Annotated in this window: 15 protein-coding genes and 1 pseudogene; 8 read left to right on the forward strand and 8 right to left on the reverse strand. The window is 45.8% G+C overall.

Annotated elements, in window-relative coordinates; genetic code table 11:
• Positions 1 to 136: 136 nt before the first annotated feature.
• Genes gabT through R7E38_RS02150 form a run of 8 tightly spaced genes read right to left on the reverse strand, consistent with a single transcriptional unit; the run spans position 137 to position 9,041 of the window.
• On the reverse strand, positions 137 to 1,408 hold the full coding sequence (gabT, locus tag R7E38_RS02115; RefSeq protein WP_206959183.1) for a 4-aminobutyrate--2-oxoglutarate transaminase: 1,272 nt from the start codon (positions 1,406 to 1,408) through the stop codon (positions 137 to 139).
• A gap of 14 nt (positions 1,409 to 1,422) precedes the next feature.
• A complete protein-coding gene (locus R7E38_RS02120) occupies positions 1,423 to 2,850 on the reverse strand; it encodes an NAD-dependent succinate-semialdehyde dehydrogenase (protein WP_226083647.1) in 1,428 nt (475 codons plus the stop codon).
• Positions 2,851 to 2,904: 54 nt separating this feature from the next.
• The gene (gene aguA / locus R7E38_RS02125; RefSeq protein WP_065274435.1) at positions 2,905 to 3,987 is read right to left on the reverse strand and encodes an agmatine deiminase; all 1,083 of its coding nucleotides are present in this window, start codon (positions 3,985 to 3,987) and stop codon (positions 2,905 to 2,907) included.
• Between the two features lie 12 nt (positions 3,988 to 3,999).
• The gene (gene aguB / locus R7E38_RS02130) at positions 4,000 to 4,866 is read right to left on the reverse strand and encodes an N-carbamoylputrescine amidase (protein ID WP_017820918.1); all 867 of its coding nucleotides are present in this window, start codon (positions 4,864 to 4,866) and stop codon (positions 4,000 to 4,002) included.
• Positions 4,867 to 4,883: 17 nt separating this feature from the next.
• Entirely contained in the window at positions 4,884 to 6,161 is a 1,278-nt protein-coding gene (locus R7E38_RS02135; protein WP_226083650.1) for an NAD(P)/FAD-dependent oxidoreductase, read from the reverse strand.
• A 37-nt stretch (positions 6,162 to 6,198) separates the two neighbouring features.
• The gene (locus R7E38_RS02140; protein WP_053303135.1) at positions 6,199 to 7,683 is read right to left on the reverse strand and encodes an aldehyde dehydrogenase; all 1,485 of its coding nucleotides are present in this window, start codon (positions 7,681 to 7,683) and stop codon (positions 6,199 to 6,201) included.
• Positions 7,684 to 7,718: 35 nt separating this feature from the next.
• Positions 7,719 to 8,276: an HTH-type transcriptional regulator PuuR gene (puuR, locus tag R7E38_RS02145; RefSeq protein ID WP_005377813.1), complete on the reverse strand. Its 558-nt coding sequence runs from the start codon at positions 8,274 to 8,276 to the stop codon at positions 7,719 to 7,721.
• Positions 8,277 to 8,294: 18 nt separating this feature from the next.
• Positions 8,295 to 9,041, reverse strand: coding sequence for a gamma-glutamyl-gamma-aminobutyrate hydrolase family protein (locus R7E38_RS02150; protein WP_005377814.1), 747 nt, complete (start codon positions 9,039 to 9,041; stop codon positions 8,295 to 8,297).
• 340 nt (positions 9,042 to 9,381) lie between these two features.
• On the opposite strand from R7E38_RS02150, the gene R7E38_RS02155 reads away from it, so the two are divergent.
• From R7E38_RS02155 to R7E38_RS02190, 8 genes and pseudogenes are all read left to right on the forward strand, one after another.
• Positions 9,382 to 10,725, forward strand: coding sequence for a glutamine synthetase family protein (locus R7E38_RS02155; RefSeq protein ID WP_053306915.1), 1,344 nt, complete (start codon positions 9,382 to 9,384; stop codon positions 10,723 to 10,725).
• Between the two features lie 18 nt (positions 10,726 to 10,743).
• The gene (locus R7E38_RS02160; RefSeq protein ID WP_005377816.1) at positions 10,744 to 12,219 is read left to right on the forward strand and encodes a Na+/H+ antiporter NhaC family protein; all 1,476 of its coding nucleotides are present in this window, start codon (positions 10,744 to 10,746) and stop codon (positions 12,217 to 12,219) included.
• A 249-nt stretch (positions 12,220 to 12,468) separates the two neighbouring features.
• Positions 12,469 to 13,152, forward strand: coding sequence for a DUF4336 domain-containing protein (locus R7E38_RS02165; RefSeq protein WP_054574095.1), 684 nt, complete (start codon positions 12,469 to 12,471; stop codon positions 13,150 to 13,152).
• A 416-nt stretch (positions 13,153 to 13,568) separates the two neighbouring features.
• Positions 13,569 to 14,036, forward strand: a complete 468-nt coding sequence (locus tag R7E38_RS02170; RefSeq protein ID WP_005385757.1) for an Sbal_3080 family lipoprotein — start codon at positions 13,569 to 13,571, stop codon at positions 14,034 to 14,036.
• A 64-nt stretch (positions 14,037 to 14,100) separates the two neighbouring features.
• Positions 14,101 to 14,433, forward strand: coding sequence for a YnfA family protein (locus R7E38_RS02175; RefSeq protein ID WP_005377819.1), 333 nt, complete (start codon positions 14,101 to 14,103; stop codon positions 14,431 to 14,433).
• Between the two features lie 141 nt (positions 14,434 to 14,574).
• On the forward strand, positions 14,575 to 14,979 hold the full coding sequence (locus R7E38_RS02180; RefSeq protein WP_031780989.1) for a DUF1801 domain-containing protein: 405 nt from the start codon (positions 14,575 to 14,577) through the stop codon (positions 14,977 to 14,979).
• Between the two features lie 153 nt (positions 14,980 to 15,132).
• A complete protein-coding gene (locus R7E38_RS02185) occupies positions 15,133 to 15,513 on the forward strand; it encodes a hypothetical protein (RefSeq protein WP_170893833.1) in 381 nt (126 codons plus the stop codon).
• 150 nt (positions 15,514 to 15,663) lie between these two features.
• Positions 15,664 to 15,867: pseudogene (locus R7E38_RS02190) on the forward strand (histone acetyltransferase); the annotation flags it as partial.
• Between the last annotated feature and the right edge of the window lie 153 nt (positions 15,868 to 16,020).

Here is a 16,020-nt window from a genome sequence, read left to right on the forward strand (position 1 = left end):
TGAGTAGTTTTACAGGCAAAGCCGAAACGGATGATAACCACCTACTGAAGTAGGTGGTTTAGGGCTGAAAACAAAAAGGAAACGATTGATGCCAACCGCTTCCTTTATTTGTTATTGCTATTTAAAAGTGCGTGAATTACGCCACTTCAAGAATCACTTTTTCCAACTTATCTAGGCCTTCATTTAGCACGTCAGATTCGATGGTCAGTGGAGGTAACAGACGAATCACGTTCGCTTTTACTCCACAAGAAAGCAGGATAAGGCCGTTTTCTTGCGCTTTAGAAATCACCGCTTTGGTCATCTCTTGCAGTGGTTTGCCTGATTCTGGGTCAGTAAACTCAATCGCCATCATTGCACCAGTAGTGCGGATTTCACCGATAGCAGGTACTGACTGTTGCAGCTTAGTCATTCGTGCATTGACCACTTCACCAATGCCCATCGCTTTAGTGCACAAGTTTTCTTCTTCGATGATTTTCAGCACTTCAAGACCAGCAACACAACCAAGTGGCGAGCCCGCATAAGTGCCACCTAAACCACCGGGTAGTGCAGAGTCCATCACATCCGCTTTCCCAACTACCGCTGAGATTGGGAAACCACCAGCAATGCCTTTCGCCATTGTCATTAGGTCTGGTTCAATGCCTAGGTACTCTGTTGCAAACATTTTACCGGTACGAGCAAAACCCGTTTGGATTTCATCGGCAATCAGCATGATACCGTGCTTGTCACACAGCTGACGCAAGCCTTGTGCAAACGCTTCAGGTGCTTTGTAGAAGCCGCCCTCACCTTGTACTGGCTCGAAGATGATCGCCGCAACACGCGATGGTTCAATATCACAAGCAAATAGATCGTCGATCGCTTGTAAGCTTTGCTCAACGCTGATGCCGTGAAACGCATTTGGGTAAGGCGCGTGGTAGATTTCGTTCGGGAAAGGACCAAAGCCCGCTTTGTACGGCGCAACTTTACCAGTTAACCCCATCGTCATGTTTGTGCGACCGTGAAAGCCTCCTTTAAACGCTATCACGCCGCTACGGCCTGTATGAGCGCGTGCCACTTTTACGGCATTTTCGACCGCCTCGGCGCCAGTGGTTAGAAAGATCGCTTTCTTCTTAGTCTCACCTGGTACAAGTTCTGTCAGCTTTTCAGCCAGCTCTACGAATGACGCGTATGGCGTAACCATCGCACACGTGTGTGAGAAATTGTCCAGCTGAGCTTTTACCGCTTCGCTAATGCGCTTGTGAGAATGCCCGGTGTTAGTTACCGCGATACCCGCTGCAAAGTCGATGTATTTGTTGCCTTCGATATCCCATACGTAAGCGTTTTCTGCTTTCTCTACGTAAAGTGGGTACAGTGCGCCCATGCCTTGAGCGATAACTTGGCTTCTTCTTTCGTGCAGTTGTTGGTTTGTCATTGTTTTGTCCTTAATTAGTTGCCGCCAAAGCAGAGATATTTCACGTCCATATATTCATCGATACCTTGTTTTGCTCCTTCGCGTCCGATGCCAGACTGCTTAACACCGCCGAAAGGAGCGACTTCAGTAGAAATCATGCCTTCGTTAATGCCAACCATGCCGTATTCGAGCGCTTCTGCGATTTTCCAAACACGGTGGATGTTTTGGCTGTAGAAGTACGACGCAAGACCGTAAATGGTGTCGTTCGCCATTTCGATCAGCTGTGCGTCACTGTCAAAACGAATCACTGGCGCGACAGGGCCAAAGATTTCCTCGGAGACAATCTTCATGTCGTGAGTAACGTCTTTGAGAACCACTGGCTGCATAAATAGACCATCGAGCTTTTTAAGTTCTGAAACCGGCTTCGCGCCTTGCTCGATAGCACCATCAATAAGCGTCTGAATGCCTTGCTTCGCTGACTCGCTGATAACTGGACCAATGTTGACCCCCTCTTCCAATCCGTTACCAACTTTGAGCTGCTGAACCGCAGCGTCAAACTTAGCAACGAATTCGTCATACACTTTGCTGTGTACATAGAAACGGTTCGCACAAACACACGTTTGACCTGCGTTACGGAATTTCGACGCCATCGCGCCTGCCACAGCTGCATCAATATCCGCATCATCGAATACGATAAATGGCGCGTTGCCACCGAGCTCCATTGAGGTACGTTTGATGTCAGCCGCGCTTTGCTGCATCAGCACGCTACCGACTTGAGTAGAGCCAGTGAAAGACAACTTACGAATCAACGGGTGTGAAGTGAAGATAGCACCGACCTGACGGGAGTTTTCCCCCAATACCACTTGCAGCACATCGCGTGGGATACCCGCTTGATAGGCAAGCTCTGCAACCGCAAACGCAGACAGCGGCGTAGATTCAGATGGTTTTACCACAAAGCTACAGCCTGCTGCTAAAGCTGGCCCTGCTTTGCGCGTGATCATCGCAATTGGGAAGTTCCAAGGTGTAATCGCACAGGCGACACCAATTGGCTGTTTGATGGTCACCAAACGCTTGTCCGCACTTGGCGCAGGAATCGTCTCACCGTAGGTACGCTTCGCTTCTTCAGCAAACCATTCGATAAAGCTCGCGCCGTAAAGCACTTCACCTTGAGCTTCCGCTAGCGGCTTACCTTGCTCTAACGTCATTAAGCGGCCAAGGTCGGCTTTGTTTTCTAACAGAAGTTGGAACCAACGATTGAGCATGCCAGCGCGCGTTTTTGCTGGCAGTGCCGCCCACTTTTTCTGCGCCACACTGGCACGTTCAATGCCATTTAAAATGTCGTTTTCGGTTGAGACTGGTGCGTACCCGAGGAGTTCTCCGGTCGCCGGATTAGTCACTGCAATGCCCTGTTGTGGATTCGCTACCATAAACGAAACAAGGCTTTGGTTTTGTATCTGTTGCATGGTCATTCCTTTTGACAACTCATCATCGCCGCTAAGCCAGCGGCGAGTTTATGTTTAAGCAGGGATCTGCTGCGTAATACAGTGAATGTTCCCTCCGCCGAGTAGAACCTCTCTCGACGGTATCGCGATGATTTGGTATTCCGGCATCGCGTTTTGCAAAATATCGATCGCCATAGCGTCGGTCTCTTCGTCCAGCATCGGCAAGAACACATGCTCGTTGACGATAAGAAAGTTCGCATAAGAGGCACTTAGGCGTTCGCCAGCTTGTCGACTCATTCCTGAACTGGCGTCAATGCCATTGGCTTCGCGCTCGCTGTAATGCAACGGACCCGGTAATGGCAAACGGACAATTTCAATCTCGCGTCCTTTCGCATCGTGCTGCGATTTCAGCACTTGCTCTGCTTGACGAGATAACGCGTATTGCGGGTCACTTGAGTCATCGGTCCAACTCAGTACCACCTTACCCGGTGCGATCACGTGCATCAGGTTGTCAACATGGCCGTCTGTTTCGTCATTGAATAAACCATTTGGCAACCAAATGACTTTTTCGATACCGAGATACGCCTTTAACTGCTCTTCGATTTGCGCTTTGCTCAATTGCGGATTTCGCCCCGGACTGAGTAAGCACTCTTCTGTGGTGTAAAGGGTGCCTTCACCATCGGTGTGAATCGCCCCTCCTTCAAGTACAAACGGAGCACGGTAATGATCAATACCGATGATGTCGCATACCGAGCCAGCGACAAGATCGTCCTGCTGCCAGTTGTCGTAAAGGCCGTTGTATTCGCCGCCCCACGCGTTGAATTGCCAACTAATCCCACGGCGCTCGCCCGCTTGGTTAACAAGCACGGTCGGCCCGATGTCTCGCATCCACGCATCGTTAAATGGGATTTCCACCAAACGTACATCTGAGTGAAGCATTTGACGCGCTCGGTCAAAGTTGTGCGAGCACACCGCCACACACACTTTGGTCACTTCCGCGATTAAGTTCGCGATTCTGGCGAAGGTTTCTTGCGCGGGTAATGCGTCATCACGCCAATTGTCTTTCCTTTCTGGCCACGCTAGCCAAACTTCACTAACCGGCTGAAACTCAGCCGGAAAATAGAAGCCATCTTGCGCTGGTGTTGTCGATAACTTCATTTTAACGCCTCTTTAAACGGCTAGTTTGCCAACGCTGGTGTAAAGGTCTGGACGACGGTCGCGGAACAAGCCCCACGCGTGACGCGCTTTCGCTGTCGTAGCTAGGTCGATTTCTGCGTAAATGATGGTTTCACCTTGACGCGGTGCTTCGGCAATTTTTGCACCAGTGTGGTCAGTGATAAAAGAAGAGCCGTAGAACGTCGTCTCGATACCATCATCGACTTCAGTGCCCACTCGGTTTGACGCAATCACTGGAACGAGGTTTGCTGCCGAGTGACCTTGCATTGTACGTTGCCAGTGGTCACGTGAATCCAGTGTCGGATCTTGAGGCTCAGAACCGATTGCAGTTGGGTAAAAAATCGCTTCCGCGCCGTGCAGAGCCAAGCTGCGTGCAAGCTCTGGAAACCATTGGTCCCAGCAAATGCCAGCACCGAACTTACCGAACTTGGTTTGCCACACTTTGAAACCGGTATCGCCAGGGCTAAAGTAGTACTTCTCGCTGTAGCCCGGGCCGTCAGGAATGTGTGACTTGCGGTAGTTATCTAGTACCGTGCCATCGGCATCTATCATTACTAGCGAGTTAAAAAACGTATTGCCCGCTTTTTCAAAGTAGCTGACAGGAATCACCACGCCGAGCTCTTTAGCCAACGCACTCATCTCTTTAATAAGACGACAATTCTCCGTTTCTTCTGCAAGCTCGAAATACTTCGCTTCTTGTTTTTTGCAGAAGTAAGGTGCGGCGAACAGCTCTTGAGGAAGAATCACGTTCGCACCGTTTTGTGCTGCTTCACGAATCGCATTTTTTGCTTTGGCTAAGTTATCTTCCAGATCCCAGCTTTTCGTCAGTTGAAGGGCTGCAAATTTCACTACTTTGCTCATTGGATATTCCTTATCTCTTAAATCGCCAGTTTGTCACGTAGGTTGTAGTAAGCCGCGCCCATTGCCGTAAACGGAATTTGGAAGTGGCGGCCACCCGGGAAGGAGTAATGTTTCAGAGCGGCAAACGCGTCAAAGCGTTCTGCGTGTCCAGTCAAGGTTTCAGCCAGCAACTTGCCTGCTAGGTGAGTACACGTTACACCGTGACCGCTGTAGCCTTGTAGGTAGTAAATGTTGTCTGCAAACGAGCCAAATTGCGGCATGCGTGAGTAAGTCAGCAAGAAGTTACCCGTCCAGGTGTAATCAATCTTGATGCCTTTCAATTGTGGGAAGACTTTCTCCATCTTCGGACGGATCAGTGCTTCAATGTTTTCTGGGTCACGTGCGCCGTAAACCACGCCACCTCCGAATAACAAACGCTTGTCGGCGGTTAAGCGGAAGTAGTCAAGCAAGTAGTTACAGTCTTCAACGCAGTAGTCACTGGTCAGCACTTGTTTTAACTGCTCATCACTCAAAGGCTGAGTCGCTACCACTTGCGTGCCACACGGAATCGCTTTGTTGCTGATGTTTGGTGCCAAACCACCAAGGTAGGCGTTACCTGCCAAAACCACGTACTTGCTCTTCACGCTGCCTTGCGCCGTTTTAACTACTGGGTTAATCCCTTTGTCAATCGACACGACCGCCGACTGCTCAAAGATTTGACCACCTAGAGACGTAAACGCAGCAGCTTCACCCAATGCCAGTTTAAGCGGGTGAATGTGACCACCGCGCATATCCAGTAAGCCGCCAGTGTATACTTTAGTGCCTACCGCTTGTTCTACCTCTCCTGCGTCAAGCAGAGTCAGTTGGTCGTTGCCGTAACGCTCCCAGTTCTTCTTATGTTCTTCTAGCCCTTTGAGTTGTTTACTGTTCAGTGCCGTGAACAAGCCGCCTTGCTTGTAATCACAGTTGATGTCGTATTTGTCGATCAGGCCACGGATGATATCGCCGCCTTCAAAAATCATATCGCACAGAGCTTTGGCTTGGTTTTGGTCGTAACGGCTTTCAATCACGTCAACATCTCGGCTGTAGCTGTTAACGATTTGGCCACCGTTACGACCAGTTGCTCCAAAGCCCACTTTTGCGCTTTCTAGCACAACGACTTTAAAACCTTTTTCTGCAAGGTGTAGTGCAGAAGAAAGACCAGAAAATCCCGCACCGACTACACACACATCGCACTCGATGTCGTTTTGCAACTGTGGGTATTCCGGCATGTTTGGCACAGAGTGCGCGTAGAACGAATCCGTATGCTTGTTCATAGAACTATTCCTTTATTTATCGTAATCGTCAGCAGGCTTAAGGATGGAGGCGAATCCAAGTGGTTTTGGTTTCGGTGAATTTTTCAATCGCGTGGAGAGACTTGTCTCGACCGTTTCCGCTCATTTTGAATCCACCAAATGGAACCGTCATGTCACCTTCGTTATAGTTGTTGACCCAAACCGAGCCGGCTTGCAGTCGTTTTGCTACGCGATGAACGCGGTTGATATTGCTACTCCAAAGTGCAGCACCTAAGCCGTACTTCGAATCGTTAGCGATCTCAATTGCTTGCGCTTCGTCTTTGAATGGAATGACACACAGCACCGGACCAAAAATTTCCTCTTGGGCGACACGCATCTTGTTGTCGACGTTGTCTAAAATGGTTGGGGAAACAAATGCGCCCTGCCCATCGACATCGCCGCCACAACGTACGTTTGCACCTTCTGATTCACCTAACGAGATGTATTCCAATACTTTTGATTTATGATCTTGGTCGATGAGCGCACCCATTGATGAACTTGGGTCCATTGGGTCTTTTGGCGTGAACGCTTTCGACGCTTGAATAACTTTTTCTATAAACTGCTCTTTGATGCTTTCGTGAACAAGCAGGCGGGTTGCCGCGACGCACACCTCACCTTGGTTGTAGAAACACCCTGCGGCGGTTTCTGCTGCTGCGCGGTCTAAATCATCACAATCTTCAAACACGATGTTCGCGTTCTTGCCGCCCGCTTCTGCAAACACGCGCTTTAGGTTGCTCTCACCCGATCTGACCATCAGTTGACCTGCAATGCGCGTCGAGCCTGTGAAGGCGATGCAGTCTACGTCTTGGTGTTTCGCCAGCGCGTCGCCAGCTTCATGACCAAAACCCGTAACGACTTGGAAAACGCCTGTTGGTAAGCCCGCTTGAGAAGCAAGTTGACCTAGAAATATCGCGGTGAGAGAAGATTTTTCTGACGGTTTTAGAATCACGCTGTTACCAGCGGCTAAAGCAGGACCAAGCTTCCAGCACGCAAGCCAAAGGGGGAAGTTCCACGGTACAACCGCAGCAACCACACCAATTGGTTGATGAGAAATAAAAGCGTGTACATCTTTTTCGGTTGGGGCAACTTCGCCGTATACTTTGTCGATTGCTTCTGCGTACCAGCGTAATGCACTCGCCGCACCAGGAATATCGGTAGAGAAGCTGTGAGAGATAGGCTTACCGGTATCAAGCGTTTCTAGCAGAGCCAATTCTTCTTGGTTTTGATCAATCAAGTCAGCAAACTGTTTAAGCACTGCTTTGCGATGAGCTGGGCTACTCTCGCTCCACTGACCGGATTGAAATGCTTGGCGAGCGTATGAAACCGCGAGATCAACATCTTCATTTTGGCAACGGGCGATTTCGGTGAATATCTCATCTGTTGCTGGGTTAACTACCGGGATGGTTTGCCCTGTTAAAGCGGCACTGTATTCACCGTTAATGTACGCCCTGTTTTCGATGTTTAGATTGTTTTTTAGTTCAATCCATTGCTCTTGGGTTTTCATACGCTCTCCTTGTGATCACACAAGGCAAGCCCCCACTAAAATGTGGTTGGCGTATGCGCACTTATCATTCGACAAGCCTTGTCTGTGTGATTTGTAAATCGATGGGGCTTCGTCGTATCAATAATGTACGACTCGCCCGCTGTTATGACATGAGATTGCCCTTTATATTCCAGAGTGATTTCACCCTCTAATACGGTGCCAATCTCTTCGCCTTCGTGTTTGATTTCTGCCGCACCAGTGGTTCCATAAGGTGCGTATTCCTCGATCAAGAATCCGATGACTTGATCTTTGTCACCATTCGTTACCAGTTTCATGGACACCGTCTCGCTCCCGATTTCCACAAGATCTGACGGCTTGATGACTACTTTCACTTCATCGTTCGAAGGTTGTTCAAAAGTGAAAAACTCTGATAACGATAAAGAAAATACATTAACGATTTTTTGTAGTGAGCTGACCGACGGGCTCACTTTGCCATTTTCAATGGATGAGATTGCACTGTGGGTAATACCTGCGCGCTCGGCTAGTTCCCTTTGTGACAATCCATGTTTTTTTCGTAACTGAACAATATTTTTACCAATCTCTTGATTGTCCATTCATACAGCTCCAAACGTTTAACGAGAGGTAGCCATCATAAATTCATTGAACAAAATTTGAGAGAAATGATTGGTTTTTGCTTCCCATTCTGGGTGCCACTGCACGCCAACGAAAAATTTTTGATTAGGAAGACTAAATGCTTCTACCAAGCCATCCGGGGCTTTAGCTTCTACTTGTAATAGAGGAGCAAGCTGATCGACGCCTTGGTTGTGTAGTGTGTTCACTTCAAAGAAGGTGGTATTTTCCCAATGATTTTGCACCAGCCATTGTTCAAATAAGCTCTGCTTTTGAACTAGTACAGCGTGTGCTGGCGCGTATTTTTGTTCGAAATCTTCAACAGGCGCTTCACGATGGTCATTGAAGCCGGAGTCATGAACGGCTGGGTTTAACGAGCCACCAAGTGCGACATTCATCTCTTGAAAGCCGCGGCAAATACCAAGGCACGGAATGTTTTGGTCAACCGCATGACGAATTAACGTGAATGAGAGCTCATCACGAGCTTCATCTTTGTAGCTCTCTTCGTGCGTTGCATTGTATCGATGTGGCGCAACGTTAGAGTGGCTGCCAGGAAAAAGAAAACCATCACATATGTCTAGGATGGTGGTTACGTCATCGCCCGACATGTCGGGAGCCAACATAATCGGTAGTCCTCCAAAATCCTTTATGGCGCGAAGGTAAAAGTCGTTGACCGCTTGTATCTGATAGCCACCCAACTCTTTAGCGCAGCTAACCACACCAATGATGGGTTTGTGTGTATCTGCCATGATATGTCCGTGTTCAATTTATTTAACACAAACCCTACAAACCATGTACAAAATTATCAACACAGATGACCATTATTATCGTCACAACGTGATCTGACGCACTTTTTAGGCTTCAAAACTGAATATTTATGCTCATTATATTGAACAAAACAAAACCAAATGTTACAAAATAGTTAACAGAAAGACATAAAAACCAGCCGTTAAACATCAAAAACACAGTGTAAGTGCATGTTTAAATTAAAAATAACCTAAAAAACAAACAACTCGCTCAGAGTACTGTAATTTATTTGTTAATTTGGTTATTTCTAATTTCTACTCGTCAGGCTATTTGGAGAAGAAAATGGAATCGTATCTACAGGAAGTAAAAAATTTTAAACAAAAATGGCCCGATATTGAATTTATCGATCTCATCTTTACCGATATAAATGCCACCCCAAGAGGAAAACGCATCCCGATAGATGCTCTAGAAAAACTGAATAAAGGTGTTGCCCTCCCCCTTTCGACCATCACCCTAGATACCAAAGGTAACGTCGTTGAAACAGCCGGGTTGGGAGAAGATCTCGGAGAACCAGATAATCTCTGCTATCCAATCAGCGGCACCTTAATGCCGACGGCAAAAGAACAAGTTGGTCAGCTACTGCTTAGTATGATGGATGAAACCGGGCAGCACCCTAACCCACTGTTCATCCGAAACATTCTCGCTTCTATATTGCAAACACTGCATGCTAAAGACCAATATCCTTGCGTCGCGCTCGAGCTGGAGTTCTATTTAATAGACAAAACCCGCGGCGAAAATGGCGAACCATTAACGGCAATTAACCCCACGAAAAAAACTCGAGAAAAAGATACCGAGGTTTACGACCTTGATGGACTAGATGACTACGCTGATTTCTTGGCCGACCTTAATCGAATTGCATTAGAACAAGGTTTAAACACTTCCGGAGCCCTATCTGAATCGGCACCAGGGCAGTTCGAAATCAACTTCAACCATTCTAAAGATGTGCTTCGAGCATGTGATGAAATCATCATCGCAAAACGCTTGATTCGCCAGGTCGCTCATCAGCACGGATTTGACGCCACATTTATGGCGAAACCTTTTAGTGAGCAAGCGGGTAATGGCATGCACATTCACCTCAGCTTGGTTGATACAGATGGTAACAACCACTTTAGCCAACCAGACGGTCAAGCGAGCGCCTTCTTCTATCAAACCATGGCAGCGATGCTGTCACAAACATCCGATGCCATGGCCCTAATCTGTCCTAACGTTAACTCTTACCGTCGCTTTGTTCCTGGCGCTTACGTCCCAACCAAAGCCGATTGGGGAGAAAACCACCGCGGTGTTGCGTTGCGTGTGCCTATCAGCGATAGCAAAAATCGCCGTATAGAGCATCGTATAGCAGGCGCTGACGTTAACCCATACATTCTCGCTGCAGTAGTACTTTCCGCAGTATTAGCGAGTGAAAGCTACACCAAAGATCAATGTCCACCGACTCTCAGTGATGATGCAATTGAGTTACCTCTGCGTATGTCAGAAGCTCTAGAGCGACTGGAGCACAGTGAGCTGGCTCAATACATCTCAAGAGATTTTATCGATTTGTATCTAGCTTGCAAACAGAGTGAACTCGCAGAATTTGAGCGAGCGATTACTCCATTGGAAATCGACTGGATGTTGCACTCGGCATAAACAAAGGAAATGAACTTTATGACTACGCAGACCAAGGCGCTGGATGCGCCTCTTAAAATCAACTCTCAACACATTATTGTTTCTTTAATCTCGGTTGCGACGTTTGTCTTTTTTACCACAATCGGTTTGAACCATGAGGAAGGCGAAGCCTACGGATGGATGAGTCTTTTACCAACGGCGTTGGTATTGGTCTTTGCGCTGACAACACACCGAACTGTGGAAGCCCTCTTTAGCGGCGCTATTGCCGGTGTTCTTCTGCTTAACCCAACTGAAGCGGTGGAACAGATTGTTGATATTTCCATGAGTGTAATGATGGATGAAACTATTGCTTGGATCATCCTCGTTTGTGGTTTGATGGGCGGCCTAATTGCTATTTTGGAGAAAGGCGGCAGTATCTTAAGCTTCTCCGACATGCTGGTCACGAAAGTAAAAAGCCGTAAGCAATCGATGCTGATGACCTTTGCTTTAGGTATTCTGATCTTTATCGACGATTATTTGAATGCGATTGCAATTTCTTCCTCAATGAAAAAAGTTACGGACGGCTACCAAATCTCGCGTGAAAAGCTCTCATATCTTGTGGATTCAACCGCCGCGCCTATCTGTATCCTCGTACCGATTTCCACTTGGGCAATTTTCTTCAGTTCGTTGCTAGAAGCAAACGGAGTAGCAGAAGCGGGAGATGGTATCAAAGCATACATTGAAGCTATTCCATACATGGCTTACGGCTGGGTAACGCTGGTGATTGTTTTGCTGGTTGCAATGGAAAAGATCCCAGATCTAGGTGCGATGAAAAAGGCAGAAAAGCGTGCGAAGAATGGTCAAGTTCGTCCAGACGGTGCAACAGATGTCGACTTTGGTCCCGATGTATCTGCACATACCAACCCAACCATGGGCCTTGTCAACTTCTTGTTACCAATGATCGTACTTGTTGCAGCAAGTTGGTATTTTGGTATCGATCTACTTGCTGGTGTTTTCGTCGCGTTAATCTTTACTATTAGCTTTTACGGCGCACAAAAACTGATCTCGATGAACGACATGTTCGAAGCTGTTTATGATGGCATTAAGGTTATGCTACTGCCGCTTGCGACCGTTATTGGTGGTTTCATGTTGAAATCGGTCAACGACTCATTGGGCGTCACGCAGTATGTCATTGAGACCGTCAGCCCTTACCTGTCAGCGTCTTACTTCCCGGCGATTATCTTTATGATTACGGGCGCGTTGGTATTTGCAACGGCATCGTCTTGGGGAACGTTTGCAGTAGCGATGCCAATTGTTCTACCTTTGGGCGAACAGCTTGGTGTGCCTCTACACTTAACCGTTGCAGCGCTGCTTTCAGCATCAGCGGCAGGGAGCCACTCTTGTTTCTTTAGTGACTCAACCGTGTTATCTGCACAAGGTTCGGGCTGTACAGCAATGCAACACGCAACCACACAGTTTCCTTATGCGTTGATTGGTATTGTTGCAACCGCGATTTTCTTCTTCATCATCGGTTAGCCCCTTTATCTAATTGCAAAACCCTGCTCAAAAATAGCGGGGTTTTGTTCTATCAAGTCAAATGATCCTCTTAAAACTACTTTACGTTCGTTCAGTATAAAAATACTCAAAGATGTACAGCTGCACTCAATAAGGGTTTGGTAAACCTAATATTTTTGGTTTACGCTTAGCGAAGCGTTTATTGTGCAACAAGGCAGCTTTTGAGTAACTTAAATGCCGCCTTAATACAGTGTTAACGGTTGGAGAGACATGAAAAAGTTAGCCCAAGAGATATGGATATTTGACGGAGATCCCGTCCAATTCTTAGGACTCCCATACACCACTCGTATGACTATTGTTAGGCTTTCTGATGGTGGCCTTTGGGTTCATAGTCCAATTAAGTTATCAAATTCGATTAGAGAGCAAATCAACAATCTAGGCCAAGTGAAATACTTAATCGCTCCTAATCATTTACACCACTTGTTCTTATCTGAATGGGTATTTGCCTATCCTAGCGCAGAAGTTTATGGCACAGATGAAGTCATCAAGAAGTGCCGTGATATACACTTTCACGCTTCACTTAACCAAGGCGGTAATGCTTGGAACTCTGAGGTTGAACAAGAACTATTTTCTGGCTCTCCATTAATGGAAGAGTGTGTGTTTTATCATCGACTTTCAAAGACCTTAATTGTTACTGACCTCGTCGAGAATTTTTCTGGCCAGGACTTTAACTACTGGCAGCGGTTTGTGGCTAAAGGGGCCGGTATTCTTGCTCCGAATGGAAAAATGCCTTTGGATTGGCGCCTAAGTTTTATGTTTAGCAAACAAGAGGCTCGAAAACACTTAAATAAACTGCTGTCTTGGAAACCTAATATATTGGTTATGGCTCACGGTGAAATCGTCCTTGATAATGCAGACAAGTTCTTACAGCGCTCTTTTAAGTGGCTAGTATGAGACAACATTGAAAACTCACACAACAGAATAGACAAGAAGCTATTTTAAAACATTAGGCCCTTTTAGCTTAGTCTTAGGGGGCAATTTACAGAACTACACGTTATGTTTAACGATAAGCTCCCCTATTCCTCTTAATTGAGCATTATGCAGCAATTTAAAATTCCGTTAGAATTGCACTTCAAAAACTTCAATGCGAAGAATTCTGAACATTGATACGGACATAAGTTCAAGAGTTAACATAACGCTATAGCAATCTCTTACTAATTATTTTGCTTCGAGACATTGGCATACTCCCGAAACAAACCCTTCGACTCTAAAGGTTTTGTTAATAACTGTTGCCATGCTTGTTAGTTATTCTCGTTGAACTCAGTATCTTGAAGTTGTTTGAATATATAAATTTAAAAAAGAGACATAAGATGCACAAAAAACTCATCATTCTAAGCTTGCCTATTCTATTAGCCGCATGTGCGGCACCAAAGTATACGGTAGAAACAATCTCGAAAGAAAATCAGAGCAAGGAAATCACCATCGTAAAAGACAACGCCACGCGAGATGTTTTCTTAGATTCGATGCAAGACTGGTGTTTGGATACCGCCCATAAATGCACAGTCGTAAGCGACGGCACTCCTCCTGTTAGCTCTGAGCTGACACTTACTTACGTATCACGCTGGAGCTGGGATTTTAGAACATTTATCGCTGATGCTCAGATCAAAGCCTACAAAAATAACGAAAAAGTAGGACAAGTTGAATTTAAAGCACCAAACAGCGCGAATCCAGATAAATGGGGTAAAGACAACAAACGAATCATTTCGATGATGGATTTGTTATTCGGTAAACAAACCGTGAGTGAGGCTCAATCCAAGATTAAGCTGGGCGAAATGTAATGAGCCGAGCAATTGCCCATTTAACCAGCATCATATATTTGTAGATAAAGATAGGAATGTTTAAGTGACTGAAGTCAAAACCATTGGGCTTTTCTTTATAACCGCCATTGCAGAAATATTAGGCTGCTACTTACCTTATCTCTGGTTAAAGGAAGATAAGTCAGTTTGGCTTTTGGTACCGGCAGCGCTATGCCTTGCTATGTTTGCTTGGCTTCTATCTTTACATCCTACCGCTACTGGCAGAGTTTATGCTGCTTACGGTGGTGTCTATATTTTTGTCGCAATTCTATGGTTGTGGTGTATCGACGGCGTTCGACCAACGCTCTGGGACATAGTGGGGGTTTCTGTCGCTATGCTTGGCATGTCAATCATCATGTTTTCACCCAGAGCATCCTAAACGTAACCGAGGGAAACCCTTACGCTTAGTATTTTGGCTATGTGCTAGATTTATTGATTAATAACATTATGACGTAATTGCTACATAGCCAAAGTACGCTTGGGCTTCACCCCAAAACAGCGCTATTTATAGGAGATACCAATGAACCATGCAGTGAAGGCAAGATTTGATGAGTATCCAAAACATGTGCGTATTCGGATAGAAGAGCTACGAAATATCGTCTTAACTATCGCTTCTGAATTAAAACTGGGGGAAGTTGAAGAATCTCTAAAATGGGGAGAGCCAAGCTACAGTGTGAAAACAGGTAGCCCGGTAAGGATGGATTGGAAACAGAAAACGCCTAGTCGTTATTATCTGTTCTTTAATTGCCAAACTAAGCTCGTCGACACATTCCGCGAACTGTATAGTGACTCACTTGAGTTTCAGGGTAATCGAGCAATAATTCTATCTTTATCAGCTCCTTTGCCAGAAGCTTCAATCAAGAGCTGTTTAGAATTAGCATTAACCTATCAAAAGCGAAAGAACTTACCTCTTTTAGGTATGTAAGATCGCTTAATAAAACTATTTACGGCCGATTAACCATATTCAACTACTCTACCTTTGTATCCTTTTTAATGCTTACGCAGTAAAGTTTTAGATTAAGTGGTCACCTTAATAGCGCCGTAACCAAACTAGTAATATCGAAATAAAGAAGAGTTTATGAAATCAAAAATCTTGTTCTTACTTATGCTTGGAGCTCATTTCAATGCTTTTTCAGCGACGAACTATCAAGTAAATGTGGTAGTAACAGAGCCTCAATCAACATTCATTTTTCCGACTTTTGAAATATCCTCTAAAGGAAAAAGCAAAACCAGTTTTGTCGACGGCTGCACGTACTTAGGAACCCTTTCAGAACCGAGCAAAAATAGCATACAGCTTGAAGCTACCATGTCATGCAACCGAGATGGCGCTACGTCAAGGATAGAAATGCCGGTATTTGTACTCAACTCCGAGGGTCAAAGCGCGAGTTATGATCTTGTAGAAAATGGGATCGTGATGTGGAAATATTCTGTAGAAGTTAAGCCGTCACTTAAAAAGTGATATATCAGAAATACTAAAGTAACAATCAGCACTATTAACCGCCGTTTAAGTGTAATAGGCATATTCTTTACGACTTAATGACGTTACTTGTTGCCGCAAGTCTCCAACTCATGTACAAAACAGCCCTAATTTTAATAGGAGATAAGTGGCATGAATTTAATTGTACGTCAGGTAACTTTAGGTGATGCTGAAGGCATTACAAACGTCCTCAACCCCATCATTATTGAAGGTTTATACACTGTATTAGATACGCCTTTCACACCTGAAGAAGAAAAAGAGTTCATTACTCATTTCCCAGAACGGGGCGTGTTTACAGTCGCTTTATCCGAAAATAGCTCACAAGTTGCATATTTCGGAACATTCCGATCAGTCATTTCGGGATTATCCGATCACTTTTAACCTAACTCCGAAATTGGTGATCGGAATAGCGAAAACCGCGATCGGAAAGCCCGAATTCCTACCTTTCCTCTTTTAGAACAATAGCTCGCTATTCTTTACTTCTTAAAC

The organism is Vibrio sp. Vb2131, from assembly GCF_033338535.1.
Taxonomy (GTDB): domain Bacteria; phylum Pseudomonadota; class Gammaproteobacteria; order Enterobacterales; family Vibrionaceae; genus Vibrio; species Vibrio alginolyticus.

Bases quoted from the DNA above. Each gene is read 5' to 3' on its own strand.
- R7E38_RS02185 (WP_170893833.1), top strand. From the start codon at position 15,133: ATGAAATCAAAAATCTTGTTCTTACTTATGCTTGGAGCTCATTTCAAT.
- R7E38_RS02120 (WP_226083647.1), bottom strand. From the start codon at position 2,850: ATGCAACAGATACAAAACCAAAGCCTTGTTTCGTTTATGGTAGCGAAT.
- R7E38_RS02140 (WP_053303135.1), bottom strand. From the start codon at position 7,683: ATGAAAACCCAAGAGCAATGGATTGAACTAAAAAACAATCTAAACATC.
- puuR (WP_005377813.1), bottom strand. From the start codon at position 8,276: ATGGACAATCAAGAGATTGGTAAAAATATTGTTCAGTTACGAAAAAAA.
- R7E38_RS02180 (WP_031780989.1), top strand. From the start codon at position 14,575: ATGAACCATGCAGTGAAGGCAAGATTTGATGAGTATCCAAAACATGTG.
- R7E38_RS02135 (WP_226083650.1), bottom strand. From the start codon at position 6,161: ATGAACAAGCATACGGATTCGTTCTACGCGCACTCTGTGCCAAACATG.
- aguA (WP_065274435.1), bottom strand. From the start codon at position 3,987: ATGAAGTTATCGACAACACCAGCGCAAGATGGCTTCTATTTTCCGGCT.
- R7E38_RS02160 (WP_005377816.1), top strand. From the start codon at position 10,744: ATGACTACGCAGACCAAGGCGCTGGATGCGCCTCTTAAAATCAACTCT.
- aguB (WP_017820918.1), bottom strand. From the start codon at position 4,866: ATGAGCAAAGTAGTGAAATTTGCAGCCCTTCAACTGACGAAAAGCTGG.
- R7E38_RS02170 (WP_005385757.1), top strand. From the start codon at position 13,569: ATGCACAAAAAACTCATCATTCTAAGCTTGCCTATTCTATTAGCCGCA.
- gabT (WP_206959183.1), bottom strand. From the start codon at position 1,408: ATGACAAACCAACAACTGCACGAAAGAAGAAGCCAAGTTATCGCTCAA.
- R7E38_RS02155 (WP_053306915.1), top strand. From the start codon at position 9,382: ATGGAATCGTATCTACAGGAAGTAAAAAATTTTAAACAAAAATGGCCC.
- R7E38_RS02165 (WP_054574095.1), top strand. From the start codon at position 12,469: ATGAAAAAGTTAGCCCAAGAGATATGGATATTTGACGGAGATCCCGTC.
- R7E38_RS02150 (WP_005377814.1), bottom strand. From the start codon at position 9,041: ATGGCAGATACACACAAACCCATCATTGGTGTGGTTAGCTGCGCTAAA.